Origin of the sequence: Staphylothermus marinus F1 (assembly GCF_000015945.1) — an archaeon.
GTDB lineage: Archaea > Thermoproteota > Thermoprotei_A > Sulfolobales > Desulfurococcaceae > Staphylothermus > Staphylothermus marinus.
Window position 1 is genome coordinate 176,065 of record NC_009033.1, and the last position, 14,867, is coordinate 190,931.

Consider the following 14,867-nt stretch of genomic DNA (forward strand, 5'->3'; position numbering starts at 1 on the left):
TAAATTTCATAGCAGAGATTATATTATGAAAAATGTTAAGGAGGATATGAATTGGTGGTAAAAGTGATCTCAAAGCTATGGGGAATATTGACTGGCTTAATAGTTATAGGCATAATTATTTATATAGGTCTACTATGGGCTACTGCTCAAAGTATATCTGCCGAGATGAAATCTATAGAAACATTAACGTTTAATCCCACTAAAAATAAGGTGATAGTTTGTTTTCGTGTCCAAGTCAACAATACGGGATTCCTAGATGTATCAATTGAGAAACTATACTATAAAGTATATATTGATAAAAACTATTTGGGCGAAGGATATAAAGAAAATATTTTGATAAAAAGGGGCATTAACAATATTGATTTTTGTTTAGAGATGGATCCAAGCGATGCTTTAAAAATAATATTAATGAGGGCATTAACAACTCATGAGAAAGTTAACGTTACGGTTCAGGGATATATTGATATTCCTATAAAGAGCTTTGGATACATAAAGCTTTGGACTCTTGAACTACCATATAAGGAAACATATTATGTAGAAATAAATAGATGAAAAAGCTTTTTCTAATTAATTACAAAATCATCTTCTCCTTCTAAAAAGTTTTATAGTAAAGATCTTTTCAGTATTGACTAGCCTAGAATCGATATACATGATTAAGAATGCATAAATAAAACTTGATATTATAGCTATATATATTGAAACCTGGTCATCTATGAATATGTATGACGGCATTAATCCAATATTTACTATTGGAATTAATGCTAGAAGCATTCTGCTCATGTGTGTATAGCTGGAAATATCCAAGAATAACCCGATAAACATTACGAAGAATAAGGGAAGAATAATATAACTAGAAGCTATTTGTGCACTCCTCACATCTTCCACAAATAATGCTAATAAAACACCTAATCCAAGAACAAATAATACAATAGATACTAAACCCAGAATCAATAATACAATATTTTCCGAACCGTAAATACTTGATAATACATTAATAATATTACCTAACTGACTAGTCCCCTGCGAACCTCCCCCAATAGATGCTAATGATGAAAAATACCATATCATGAGCCCACCATAAATAAAAGCACCTAATAAACCAGCAATGGTTGAAGCAGTTATTTTTGCAACAATAAATGATAATCTATTCATGGGTAATGATAAGAGTGTTTCAAGCATTTTCTCTTCTTTTTCAACTGCTATACTTGTAGCAGATAATTGAGCTACGATCCCTGCAAGGAACAATACTATTATTGGAATAAAAATATTCATCATAAGCAATGTCCCCATAATATCATTAATATCCGTTGTATGTACGGCTTTCCCTTTAATATAAACGTTCGTAACACTTATTATCGGCGACAACGCGTATGCAGGATTTATGTTTTTCTGAGCTAGAATGGTTGATGAAATATTTATAGAGTATTCTCTTATAATATTGAAGATTTTACTTGTAGTGCTAATACTTGTTATACTTATAGATTTTATCTTCAAAATAACCCCTAAATACGAGATCCTTCCTTGTGTTATATTCTGTGAGAAACCAGGAGGTATCACTACTATTCCAATAGGATTGAGGTTATCATATAATCTTAATGCATGCATTATTGAATCACCATATACTATGCTATATCTTCTCTGTGATAGGAAACTAGTAAAGTTTCTCGCCCAAAAACCCTTGTCTTCATCAACTATAATTACTAAGCCGCCGGGCTTCGCTGCTTCTTTTACGGCTTGCTGTGTAAAAGAGACAATAATATAGTACATTGTCCCAGTAATTATGAGAGGCACTATAAGCATGGCTATTAATAGTTTAGGATCTCTGATTAGACTCTTTAGTTCTTTAATAAGAACTAGCTTAAATCCGCTCATTACTCTTCACCAATAATTTTCATAAATACTTCTTCGAGATTTAATGCTTCGTATTTTGTTTTTAGCTCTACAGGTGATCCCTTAGCTATTATTCTGCCTTCATGAATAATTGCTACTCTATCACATAGAAATTCTACTTCTAACATATTATGGCTACTAAGTAGAACTGTAACACCGTATTCTCTAGAATAGTTCTTAATTATTTTACGGACACGCATGGCATTAATAACATCTAGTCCACTAGTAGGTTCATCTAGTATTGCCAGTTTAGGCTTAATCATAAGCGTCTTAGCTATTAATAATCTTCGAAGCATTCCTTTACTATAAGTTTTGATTTTATCATGGATTTTATTGCCTAAGCCACTAATCTTAACTGCTTCTTTAACCATGTTATCTCTTTCTTCTCTATTCTTAGCAAAGAAACCAGCTATAAATTCAAGAAACTCATAACCCTTCAAATACTTATATGCGCCAGCTTCTTCAGGTAAATATGATATTCTTTTTCGGACCTCGCCAGGATTCTTAGAAACACTATAACCATCAACTAATGCATCCCCTCTAGTAGGGGAGAGAATTGTTGCAATTATTCTAAGCGTTGTTGTCTTACCAGCACCGTTTGGCCCAATTAAACCAAATATTTCACCTGGATATATTTTGAAGCTAATACCTTTTAATGCGTGTGTTTTACCAGAATATATTTTCTCAAGATCCTCAACTACAACCAGTGGATCACTATGTCTTGTCACAGTTGTTTACACCTTCAATTTATAATATGGGATTACCTATAAAACATTATTCTATAGAAAAATGAAATGAGCAAATCTTGTTTTTAAGTTATCCATTCTATTTAAGTAGCAACAGTTCATTAATCTATATGTTGTTAACAATTTTATCTTTCTCTAAAAACATTAGTTATTTAATAGCAGAATTCTATGAGGCGTTATGAGTTGATCGTAGCATTAGTGCTAGCCGCAGGTCTTAGTAGAAGGTTTCCAGGTAATAAGCTTCTTTTCATGTGGGAAGATAAGCCGATTATTCGGTGGACGGTAGAGAATATTCTAAATAGCAAGAATGTGGATAAAACAGTGGTTGTTTTGGGACATGATGAAGAACGAATACGTAATGTTTTAAAGGATCTGGTTGGCGACATAGAGTTCGTCTACAATACCAATTATCTTGAGGGAATGAGTTCTAGTGTAAAAGCTGGTATAAGACATGTATATAATAAATATAAAGACAGTATTGAAGCAATAATAATTGCACCGGGCGATACTGCATGGGCTCCGCCGGAAGTATATGATTTAATCGTGGATGTATTCAGAGAGAAGAAGCCGAAAATAGTTGTTGCAGCATATAATAGTAGGAGGGGTCACCCAATTCTTTTCAATGCGGATCTAATAAATGAGCTTATGAGTATATCGGAAGAAACAAGAGGATTAAAAGCCATTACTAAAAAATATAAATACGAAACAATAGTAGTGGACACAATTTATCCCGGCGTAATATTGGATCTCGACACATACAATGATCTAAACCGAGTAAAATACGTGTTGAAGAAGTGAAAATGATGAGTATCGAAAAGAAAATTAAAGAACTATATGAGAAAAACTCTATATCAAAAGATATTATCACTAAAATAACTGGTAAAGCCCACGTTTTAAAGAAGAAGGGATACGATACTATTAAAATAATGAATTTCTGTGGAACACATGAATGGACTATTACACACTACGGTATAAGATCCCTTATGCCAGATAATATAGAGCTAATAGCTGGGCCAGGATGCCCTGTATGCATAACTCCCGGCCACTACGTAGATTTACTAATAGATCTATCTATGGAAGGATACACTATACTAAGCTATGGAGACTCCTATAAACTACCGGGCACTAGACTAAGAGGTATTAGAAGCTTATTTGATGCAAGAATACATGGGGGAGACACACGTATTGTTTATAGCTTCTTAGATGCTATTCTAATAGCTCGCAGAAATCCTTCAAGAAAACATGTTTTCTTCGCAGTAGGCTTCGAAACAACCATGCCTTCAACCGCTGTCCCACTATATAATAAGGTAGTGCCTGAGAACCTGCTTATATTATCTGCTTATAGATTGACACCTCCCATCATGAAGTATTTGCTTGAGGAGAAGCCGGAAGCAGTTATTCATGGAGTAATAGCTCCCGGGCATGTATCAGCAGTTATAGGATCTAATAGTTGGAAGTTTCTACCCGAGAAATACAACATACCAACAGTCGTTGCAGGTTTTGAACCTATAGACGTATTGCTTGCAATATACTATATACTAGATATGATGGATAAAAACGAGCCTAAACTAATAAATGAATACACAAGAGTCGTGAAGCCTGAAGGTAACGTCTTTGCTAAGAAAGTGATGAGCAAAGTATATGAGGTAAGAGATGCTTATTGGAGAGGTATTGGTGTTGTTCCTAAAAGCGGCGGATATCATTCAAGAGACTATTTAAAACATGATCTATACTATAATCTGGGAATAGAAGACAAACCAATAAAAGATATATTACCGGGTTGTAAATGTCCAGAGGTAACGCTTGGTATATCGAAACCCACAGATTGCCCATTGTTCATGAAAACATGTACACCAAGTAATCCATATGGGCCATGCATGGTTAGTAGTGAGGGAACTTGTAGAATATGGGCAGAAAATCTGCCTTTAAAAATAAAGACCTAGTTCTTATACGAGAAGTATGGGTATAGGTGACAATCCAATTAATAATCTTTCATATCTTGAAAGCCCTCCCATTAGAAAAGGTATCTTTGCAATTCTTCTCCAACCACGCATTGTAATCAATAAATACAAATCTTGAGCTTCCTTTAATGCTTTCTCAACAAAGATATCTAAATTATCGGATCTAATAAGTGTTAAGTCAACTTTTAAACCCATATTTGAAAGTCTCCGAAGTATTTCTTGATCCACTATGCGATCCTTAGTGTGTGGCAGAATTATTCTTAGTCTATGTTTAAAACCATGTTTTTTAATTATATAGTAAGCATACCCTAGCGCTTTATTGATCAGTGCAGGATCCCTACATAAAACACCAATACCATTCTTGTTTTTCTCTAATTTATCTCTATTAACATAGGAGTATGGAGTAATAATAAGGATGGGGATCTCTAAGGAACCTATAATTTTTGTTGCTGTAGATCCTATTAGTTTTGGGGGCGGGGTAGGAGTAGCCGATGATGTAATTATTACTAAATCTATTTTATATTGTTTAACGTATTTCCTGATTTCCTTGACGGGGTTACCTTTCAATATTGCTTTTTTAATAGCTGTACAATCATGTTTATTCAAAACTATCTCTATGTCTTGAAAAGCATCTTCAGCGATCTTTCTAAACGATCCCACGTAGAGACGAGTGTATAGTGATCTCCTCTTCATGCTTGGAATAACTGATACAAGATGATATACCGCATCGGGAAATAATGTTATACCGTATTCGGTAGCAAAGGATATTATTTCATTCTTAATGGCTGGTATAAGAATTTTTTTTATATTTAACATAAATGTTCCCTCTGATCATTTTATCCATAACGGAGTATTAAATATATTGATGAAACAATAATAGATAAGATCATAACGGTCATTCCATATTTAAGGAATCCACTAAATGATACCGGATACCCGTGCCTTTCCGAAATACCTGCTACTACAACATTAGCGCTTGCACCAATCAATGTACCGTTTCCACCTAAACAGCTTCCCAAGCTTAACGCCCAATACAATGGTGTTGCATTATAGTTTAAATGAACCAATATCTCGTCAAGGACTGGTAGCATGGTCATAACAAACGGGATATTATCTATAAAAGCCGATGTTATTGCTGAAATCCAGAGGATCATAAGCATTAAGACGATATAGCTTCCCGAAAATGAAAGTATACCGGTAGCTATTTCATGCATTAATCCAAGTTTTTCTATACCTTTTATAGTCATGAACATTGCAGCAAAAAACACCAGTGTAGTCCAATCAACTCTGTGAAGCACTTCTTCAATATTAATTCTTCTGCCGACGAGTATGAAGAGTAGAGCGACACCTATTAGAGCAGGTACGGCTGGAGGATAACCTAGAACGTCTTCTAGGGTAAATAAAGATATTACGGACAAGAACGGTAAAATAACTTTTTCAGCTTGTTTCTTATCTATATAAGCTATATATGATACTTCTCCGAGGCTAACACGTTTCACTTTCGAGTAGAAGTCATGGAACCAATCTCTAGACAAAAATCTTACCACAATAATAAATGCTAAAAACACCAATATTATTGCAGGTGCAACATTATATATAAAATCCATGAATCCTAGGTCAGCATGTGATCCTATGAGAATATTCGGAGGATCACCTATCAACGTAGCAGTACCACCTATATTCGATGCAAAGACTATCATTATAAGCAAAGGTCTAGGATCCACCCTTAATTTTTCAGTAATCTCTATAACTATAGGAGATATTATCAGAACAGTTGTTACATTATCGATAAAAGCCGATATTAATGCTGTAGCACCAGTTAGAACAACAACTAATGTATAGGGTTTACTAAAATATTTTCCAAGTATTTTTGAAGATAAATAATTAAAAAACCCTGTTTCACTCAGCACACTCACCATTATCATCATAGACATCAACAATAATATAGTATCTATGTCTATACTATCTATTAATTCTCGAAAACTAGTGAAGTGAAGGAAAATATTAAGAATCATTACAAGTCCAGCAACTATCAATGCAACAACAGTCCTATGAGCAATCTCCAGCGTTAATAACGTGTAAAGCAGTATTAATATAAGAGCTCCTATTAATGGGTAAACCGATATCACCACTTGTCATCGTATGTGCTTTTATTATTACCAGAATTCTTATGTTATATTGATTAACTCTAAAATATTTATCTACAAAAAATATTTAGGAATTGATCACTATATATGTTGGAGGGTATATATGAGAAACGATCTAATAATAATTGATAATCCATTAGCGAAATACTACCTAACTATTCTAAGAGATCATAGAACTACTCCCAAAGTTTTCCGAGACTATATTAGAAGACTTGGTTTCATACTAGGATATGAAGCTTCCAAGTATCTGAAATGGAAAAAAGTATTTGTAGAAACACCACTAGCAAAGTCTGAGGGGTTAGAAATAGGTAAGCCTGTCCTGATCGTAGGTGTTCTTGGAGCATCAATACCGATGATTGAAGGTATATGGGATGCATTACCATGGGCTGGACTAGGCCTTGTTGCAGCTAGAAGACATGAATATCCTGATAGAGTCGAGGTTGATGTATACTATGAGAGATTACCAGAGGATCTATCAATCTATACTATCCTACTCATCGATCCTATGCTAGCAACTGGTAAAACAATAGTTAAAGTGATTAAGAAGCTACGAGAGAAAAAAGCGAAAGATATTGTTATTCTAACTATCATATCGAGTAAGCCTGGAATTGAATATGTGAGAAGAGAATTAGGAAATATTCCAATAATTACCGTGGCCATAGATCCATTGCTTAACGATAAATTCTTTATAGTACCCGGTTTAGGAGATGCTGGCGATAGAGGATTGAGCCATGATTATGTTGAAGAGAAAAGAGTGTAAATTAATTATTTATTGATTAATTCACACCTAACTTTATATTTCGGGAATTATGCTGAATTATTTTTAATAAGTTCTATATTCTTTTCCAAATAACCCATACTTTATAGCTACATGAACTTCTTTGCCTATTATGCTAGATATTGTGGATTGAATACGTTTAACAACCTCCATGGGATCATGTTTCAGCTCTGAAGCATACTGTTTTAAGCCAAGTTTTAGAATAAATGCTTTCCCTGTATCTTGATAGTTTATTTTCCTCAGAATTAATCCATAGTCTTTCAACATGCGTGGTATTAGACCTAATGCTATGCATTTGATTCTGTCACCATTATAGCCTAGCGTTATATTATGTTTTTTCTTATGAATAATATTTACAACTATGTTTCCATGAATAGAGGCGTTTTCACATATAATTCCTCCAACAATAAATGCTACATCTAAAGATGATGGCAATTCACTTACCTCTGACAACTTAATGTTAGCAACAATATCCCTCTCAATCATAGTTAAATGCACAAGATCAACAATTAATCCTATCTTAGTGAGCTCGTTTAGTAATAAGTATTCAATATATGGAAAATCTATTGGTTTTTCCTCAACAACGACTTTTTTGGCAACTGGTTTAACTATAGCGGTAGATCCAGGTTTTTCTCCTTGAATCATGTCTTTGATTAAATCCAGGGGAAACACGTGCATATTTATTCTCTTCTCAGCTAGTGTATCTTTTAATAAGTTAGAAACTAGGTTTAAGCACTCACTCATTTCGATATCGGGATTATTATCTAGGAAACAATCAAGTACCTCATTTTTATAACCATATAAATGAGCTCTAATACTTGTACCCTCAACATTTGTAACTAGGGTAATATATAGGGGATTTTCTTTGCTTTCGCGTAGGAGATTATTTATTGATATTTCTGCATTACTCCTCACAGACCTAACTAGTTTTCCCTCGAGGAGGAGTCTGCTCCTAAACACTATATCTCTGAATATTTTAGGCCTCTCTTCTTTAGAGGGCACTATGTGGGATACACCCCTTTATATATAGGTAGATCGAAATAGATATTTTTAACGATATATAAAATTGATGCTTCGAATATTTAAATATTAACTGTTTTTGTCAAAAATGTTTTTAGAAATAGCCACCATTGTTTTCCAGAAGTCAGAATTCTTTATTTTTTCTATATTACCAATAATGTTATCTAAGTCGTGATAGTATGGTATATTACCTAAGTATCGGATATTATATTTTTTAGAAACACTTACTAGTTTCCTAGTATCCGACATGTTTTCGATTAAACCATTAATTCTATATTTTCCTTCAACTAGTAATTCAATTAGTCTCTCAACACTCTTTATCGATAATGGGCTAGGAGTAGCTACTAATAATGCTTCTATTCTATCGCCTAGGTATGTCAATAGTTCTAAGTGTTCATCGCTAATCCCAGGAGGTGTGTCAATAAATAAATAATCTAGATCACCCCATCTAGTTATAGCTAGTATTTCTCGAAAAGCTTCAGATACCGCTTCTCCTCTTAGAGGCAATGGATTATCTCCACTATACAGTGCTATACTCATGTATTTTACTCCGTATACTGTTGGAGGGATCACACCTTTTTCCTCAATGATCTCTAGCTTGTCAGGCTCTATTCCGAGAACAATATGTGTTGATGGATTTGTGAAGTCTAGATCAAGAAGTCCCGTTCTATAACCATTATCCGCTGATATGAGCGATAAAACTGTAGATATAAGTGTTTTACCGACTCCTCCCTTACTGCTCATTACTGGTATAATATGTTTAACACCCATAAGCCTTTTAGGAATAACTAGTAGTCTAGGATCACTCATTTTTCTTCACCAAGCTCTATAGAATCTATTTCAACACCCCTACCCTTAACTATTTCAAAATCTCTAGAACCACATCTAGGACATTTAAAGAATGAATACACTGTTTCAGGCACGAAATGAATAGCCTCTCTAATAGATTCATCTACATCATCCATTTTAGGGCTCCACTCATAGCCACATCTCCTACATTTTAAAACAACAGGTTCATCGATAAGATCAATCTTATCAATTACTATATCACGCAGAGAAAGTAACTGGTTCAGAGAAAAACTAAGAATTTCCTTATCAATACTTTGCAGAACACCTAGCTTTACCACTAATCTCTTAACATGATTAATACCTTTCTGTTTAGCATAGTTCTCAACATAATCTAATAATGCCTCAGCTAGAGCCCATTCATGAACCATTCTTCCACCGCCACATTATCAATATTTTTTGACGAGAATCAGTATAGAAAATAATGCCTTATATGAATATAAGCGATTATGATCAATTATGTTCTAACTATCAATTAATAATTATGCACACAAAATTAAGTAATTTATATTTTTAAAACAACATATCTAGTAATAGCTTAACCATGTCCTAATCATCCAAATACGTCATGTATAGAGGGATAGGGTTTGTCGCATGAAACAACAAGAAGTAGTCGAATTCCAGGATTCTATAAGAAAAGCCTTGATGAAAGACTTAGGATCGTTGCTGAATGGACAGGTTTAACGGAAGAAGAAATTAATTTGTTGAGAAACCTAGGTAATTTACCGGAGAAAATAGCTGATTCAATGATTGAAAACGTTATTGGTGGAATGACTTATCCATTCGCAGTAGCTGTAAACTTCAAAATCAATGGTAAAGATTATCTTGTCCCAATGGTTATTGAGGAGACAAGCGTTGTTGCAGCAGCTAGTAATGCCGCAAAAATGCTTAGAAGAGGTAAAGGGATAATTGCACGTGCTGGCCCCCAAGAAATGATTGGCCAGATCCACCTTGTAAACATTGAAGCCCCCTATTATAAATCAATGAAGATCCTGGAACATAAGGAGGAAATAATAGATCATGCTAAACAACAAGATTCAACACTACTAAAACTAGGCGGGGGTCCACGTGATTTAGAGGTCAGAGTCCTAAATACTCGTATAGGCCCCGTAATAGTTGTTCATTTAATAGTCGATGTACTAGATGCTATGGGAGCTAATGCTGTGAATACTATGGTTGAATCCATTGCTCCCTTACTCGAAAAAATTACTGGCGGAGAAGCAAGGCTCCGAATAATAAGCAATTATGCTACTCGTAGAATAGTGCGTGCATGGGTTCGAACAGATCCAGAGGATGTTGGCGGGAAAGATATTGCGAGAAAAATTGTTGAAGCAAGTATTTTAGCAGAAGCTGATCCCTACAGAGCTGTTACACATAATAAGGGCATAATGAATGGAATCATAGCCGTAGCACTAGCTACAGCCCAAGATCACAGAGCAATAGAGGCTGGAGCACACGCCTATGCTTCTAGATCAGGTGTATATAAGCCGTTAAGCACATGGGAACTAGATGAAGAAGAAATGCTTGTTGGAAGCCTTGAGCTCCCCTTACAAGTTGGAATAGTGGGTGGCGCTACAAAGGTTCATCCAATAGCTAAGATAGCATTGAAAATACTAGGTGTGAAAACAGCTAAGGAATTAGCAGAAGTAATGGCCGCTGTAGGCTTAGCTCAAAACCTAGCTGCTCTAAGAGCACTTGTTCATGAAGGAATACAGAAGGGACATATGAGACTGCATGCTAGAAACCTAGCTATAATGGCGGGTGCTACAGGGGAATTAATAGATAAAATAGCTGAGAGAATGATTAGTGAGGGAAGAATAAGATATGATTACGCTAAAAAATTATTGGAAGAATATTTGAAAGGCGAATATAAGTAAAAATATATCAATCATTTTTAACCAAAATAATATATGGCCCAGACACCCAAGCCCCGATGAGGGCTTGGATTAGGGATGAAAGGGCCTGGGACGTATTCACCGCCGCTTTTTTCTAAACCATATAACTAATATAAGCAATGTTGCTATGGCAACAATTATTGATATATAAAGATATATTGGCGGGGTCGGAATCCAATTATTGATACTATTATTGTTGCTTATTGTCTTGCTTGTAGTATTCATAGTTATTGATTGATTCGGTATTGATGTAGTTGATTCAGACGTGTTTGTCCCGGTAATTTCTACTATTTTCGAAACTACAGCTTTATTTCCGGATTTATCCATTGAAATAATTGTTAGATTATGTATTCCAGGCTCTAATTTTATCTTAGTTATCAAAGATTTATTTGTAGAAGACACATTTTTCAATACGCTTCCATCAACGATTATTTCAGCATATTTAATCGGCGAATACTTATCTGACACATTAATTTCTGCAAAGTATTCATTGTCCAGCTTATTTATAGTTATATTTATTGCGGGAGGTTTTCTATCTATTACTAATTTTAGTAATACTATTCTATAATTCATTCCTTCATCAATAAATATGAATGAGACATAGTATGTGCCGTCGGATCTAAACTCTATTGATTGATTAATAACTTTCCCAACGGTAAAACCTAGATAAGTAATGGGCATGTAGTCATCGAGACTTGGTGGTTTATATTTATCTTTCTGAATATTTACACCTGCAAATATCCTCTTACTAATATTATCAAACACTTGAAACCTAAACAGTATACTTCTATTATTTGTATATGTATCATTTATCGGAGATAGAATATTAACAATGGGCTTATGAAGATCAAGATAGAAACCTATAATGTAGTTCGAGGAATGCCCAGCAGAGTCTATTCCTTTAAGTTTTAATATATAGTATCCCTCTCCTGGAACCATTAATTTAAACAAGTATCCCCCGTCTTCATTAAACACTCCAAGCCTTGCATTATTGTCTATCACTATTCTTGCAATACTGTTGTTTATATATAGTGTAGCGTTTTCCAAGAATGCATCAGATATGTTTACATATAATGGTATTAGGTATGATCCATCGTATTCAGTAACATATGTTATGTCTCTCCTTATAGGATTAAATCTGGGCACAACACTATTGTTTCTCCACGAGCCACCTACTCCGATAACCGGTATTCTCATATATAGTTTTGGTGGATGATTATCTACAAACCATACATACTTATAAACAATGTTTTCCCCGTAATAACAAGAAGCATTTATCAATACTTCATGTATACCATCCAATAATTGCGAAGTATCAATAACTATATTAGCATTAATCCGGCCATTAATGCTTGGAATAGATAGAAACAATTTATCGTCAATATAAACATTTACTAGGAAAACTCTATTACCAGATATATTAAATCGAACTATTCCCTCAATAAACGTATTATTTAGTGGTTCTGGATTAATTGATAAAACGGGTTGCTCATAGGTATTATTAAATATGATCCTAAACATTACAACTCTTAAATTTCCAGCTAAATCTACTGCTTTAAATATTAAGTAGTGTTCTCCGTTAGGATATTCTATTGTGTTAAGCAATAAACCATGTTCTCCCGCGATGTCGGTTTCAAATAATATTTTTGAATCCAGTATAACAGATAAGTTTTTGAAATGTTCATCATTCACTATGATTGTTAAATTCAATATCCCATTTACAACCGTGTTATTTGTTAATCCACGAATAATGATTATTGGAGGATTTGAGTCTTTTACAAGGAACAACCTAATAGTATAGTTTAGATCCTGAACTCTTAGATCCAAATAATACGGTCCATCGGGTAGAATAGTTGTGTTGATCAAGATATAGTTTGTTCCTTGTGTTAAAGTATAGTTAGCTAGAATTGAATTGTTTATATATATTTCAACTTTATATGTTGAATCCGATAGTATTTCAAGTGTATATATAGCTCCAACTATGGATTGATTTATTGGATTAACAACTTTAACATGACTGCCTAATACTCTAAAAACTATATTGGTATATGAGCTAAAACCATATGTATTCCAAGACTTAATTTCTAGAGTATACGTTCCCTCGTCTAGATTTATTTCTTTAAAGAACTGATTATGTTTAGTATATGTGGAAAATACTATATCATTGCTTTGATTAAGTATTGATACCTCTGTAATATATACGGCTGATTCATTATCAATAAATGATGCATTTATAAATATAGGGTTAGAAACAATGCTTTCATTTCTTGGAGTAACCACATGTATAACTGGCGGTGAGTAATCAACAGTAGTGTTTTCATTAAACCTTAATAATTCGATTACGGATGAAGCTGTATTGTTTTTATATGCAAACATAAAGTATACTGTGTTATTCAGGTATACAGTATCATATTTTGAAGCTATATGCTGTAGTAAGTGATCCCAGTATATAATGTTGCTTTTATTGAGTTTAGTATAAGTTAATACATAGTATTCATTCCATTTTATAATAGGCTCTGGATATGTATCATTGTCATGATCTGTAAGAAATAGCGTTATACGGGGATTCGTTGAGTTTAAGAACAATCTATGAGTCGCATTGTTAATTACATTAAAATAATTTATTAATAATGATTTATTAGCTACTGCATAGTAAATAATTGATAAAAAGTTTCCTAAGGGATAAAAACCATATAGTGAAAATTCATTGATACTGATAGGGAAGGGAATAGTGTAGAATATATTCTTTGTATCGTCATATATAGCAAGTACTAATGTATTAGTGCTATTTAGTGGTATAATAAAAGTAGTGTTTACTACGATTAGTGGAGGAGTTATTATAGGTGTTCCATTAAATATTCGAGTTTCTCCATCAACATTAATTGTTGTTTCATTACTACTAATGCTTATTGTTACATTATGATCTATAAGAATTGTTGAAGGATAAATGTTTGATCTAGTGCCGTAAAATATGTTTCCACAATAAATCATTTTAGATATGAGAGCAGGCTGATTTTGAATAATAGTTTTACTTATTGGATCAATAATTATTTCTTCAAGATAAGTGTTCCCATTTAAACTCATCATAGTAGTATATATATGGATTTGATTAGTTAAATTGTCATAATAAATTCCATTAAATCCTGATACAACGAGGTTGCCTGTATCTATCATTTTATCGAGCACTTTCTCCACATTATCTAGATTATATAATACTATATGGATAACATCTGATCCATGCTCTAAAATTAACAAGTACTTATTAAAAACATAATACGCAGGCTTACCATAGGGTGTGCTAACTGTAAATGAGAAATTCCCATATATAATAGAAGTATTTATCCCGTACGAATAGAGCATTAGTAGCTGGTTATCATGTGTGAATAAAGCATAATTCTTAACGATTTGTTCAACCCCTGAACGAAAATGCTCGATCAGATAAGGATTCCCCATGGAGTCCGAGAGGCTAGATAAATCTTTATTTAAACTTGTAGCATAGAAGCTATATATTGGAATACTTGATATTATGAGGAGAAACAATAAAAACAACACATACAAAGTATTGTATTTTCCAAGCATTACAT

At 33.7% G+C, this 14,867-nt stretch carries 13 protein-coding genes; 5 read left to right on the forward strand and 8 right to left on the reverse strand.

Annotated elements, in window-relative coordinates; genetic code table 11:
* The first annotated feature begins 63 nt into the window (after positions 1 to 63).
* A complete protein-coding gene (locus SMAR_RS00840) occupies positions 64 to 552 on the forward strand; it encodes a hypothetical protein (protein WP_244372440.1) in 489 nt (162 codons plus the stop codon).
* Between the two features lie 27 nt (positions 553 to 579).
* Here SMAR_RS00840 and SMAR_RS00845 read toward each other — a convergent pair whose 3' ends face one another.
* Complete coding sequence (locus tag SMAR_RS00845) at positions 580 to 1,872, reverse strand: ABC transporter permease (protein ID WP_011838472.1); 1,293 nt, start codon at positions 1,870 to 1,872, stop codon at positions 580 to 582.
* Complete coding sequence (locus SMAR_RS00850) at positions 1,872 to 2,618, reverse strand: ABC transporter ATP-binding protein (protein WP_011838473.1); 747 nt, start codon at positions 2,616 to 2,618, stop codon at positions 1,872 to 1,874. The genes SMAR_RS00845 and SMAR_RS00850 overlap by 1 nt, the downstream gene beginning before the upstream one ends.
* Before the next feature lie 186 nt (positions 2,619 to 2,804).
* Between SMAR_RS00850 and SMAR_RS00855 the strand changes: the two genes are divergently transcribed.
* Together SMAR_RS00855 and hypD are read left to right on the forward strand one after the other, a co-directional pair.
* Complete coding sequence (locus tag SMAR_RS00855; protein WP_244372442.1) at positions 2,805 to 3,434, forward strand: nucleotidyltransferase family protein; 630 nt, start codon at positions 2,805 to 2,807, stop codon at positions 3,432 to 3,434.
* A 5-nt stretch (positions 3,435 to 3,439) separates the two neighbouring features.
* The gene (gene hypD / locus SMAR_RS00860) at positions 3,440 to 4,579 is read left to right on the forward strand and encodes a hydrogenase formation protein HypD (protein ID WP_011838475.1); all 1,140 of its coding nucleotides are present in this window, start codon (positions 3,440 to 3,442) and stop codon (positions 4,577 to 4,579) included.
* A 3-nt stretch (positions 4,580 to 4,582) separates the two neighbouring features.
* Here the strand turns inward: hypD and SMAR_RS00865 are convergent, their stop codons facing one another.
* Both SMAR_RS00865 and SMAR_RS00870 read right to left on the reverse strand, forming a co-directional pair.
* Entirely contained in the window at positions 4,583 to 5,413 is an 831-nt protein-coding gene (locus tag SMAR_RS00865) for a universal stress protein (RefSeq protein ID WP_011838476.1), read from the reverse strand.
* Positions 5,414 to 5,433: 20 nt separating this feature from the next.
* Positions 5,434 to 6,726, reverse strand: coding sequence for an ArsB/NhaD family transporter (locus tag SMAR_RS00870; protein WP_052833772.1), 1,293 nt, complete (start codon positions 6,724 to 6,726; stop codon positions 5,434 to 5,436).
* Between the two features lie 121 nt (positions 6,727 to 6,847).
* On the opposite strand from SMAR_RS00870, the gene upp reads away from it, so the two are divergent.
* Entirely contained in the window at positions 6,848 to 7,504 is a 657-nt protein-coding gene (gene upp, locus SMAR_RS00875; RefSeq protein WP_011838478.1) for a uracil phosphoribosyltransferase, read from the forward strand.
* A 63-nt stretch (positions 7,505 to 7,567) separates the two neighbouring features.
* Here upp and SMAR_RS00880 read toward each other — a convergent pair whose 3' ends face one another.
* The 3 genes from SMAR_RS00880 to hypA form a co-directional block, all read right to left on the reverse strand.
* The gene (locus tag SMAR_RS00880) at positions 7,568 to 8,524 is read right to left on the reverse strand and encodes a hypothetical protein (protein ID WP_011838479.1); all 957 of its coding nucleotides are present in this window, start codon (positions 8,522 to 8,524) and stop codon (positions 7,568 to 7,570) included.
* A gap of 87 nt (positions 8,525 to 8,611) precedes the next feature.
* Positions 8,612 to 9,352 (reverse strand): P-loop NTPase, encoded by a 741-nt coding sequence (locus SMAR_RS00885; RefSeq protein ID WP_011838480.1) that lies wholly within the window; start codon positions 9,350 to 9,352, stop codon positions 8,612 to 8,614.
* Complete coding sequence (gene hypA / locus SMAR_RS00890) at positions 9,349 to 9,759, reverse strand: hydrogenase nickel incorporation protein HypA (protein ID WP_011838481.1); 411 nt, start codon at positions 9,757 to 9,759, stop codon at positions 9,349 to 9,351. Before hypA ends, SMAR_RS00885 begins: the two co-directional genes overlap by 4 nt.
* A 216-nt stretch (positions 9,760 to 9,975) precedes the next feature.
* Between hypA and SMAR_RS00895 the strand changes: the two genes are divergently transcribed.
* A complete protein-coding gene (locus tag SMAR_RS00895; protein ID WP_011838482.1) occupies positions 9,976 to 11,265 on the forward strand; it encodes a hydroxymethylglutaryl-CoA reductase, degradative in 1,290 nt (429 codons plus the stop codon).
* Between the two features lie 96 nt (positions 11,266 to 11,361).
* On the opposite strand, the gene SMAR_RS00900 is transcribed toward SMAR_RS00895, so the two are convergent.
* Entirely contained in the window at positions 11,362 to 14,862 is a 3,501-nt protein-coding gene (locus tag SMAR_RS00900; protein ID WP_011838483.1) for a hypothetical protein, read from the reverse strand.
* Positions 14,863 to 14,867 lie beyond the last annotated feature (5 nt).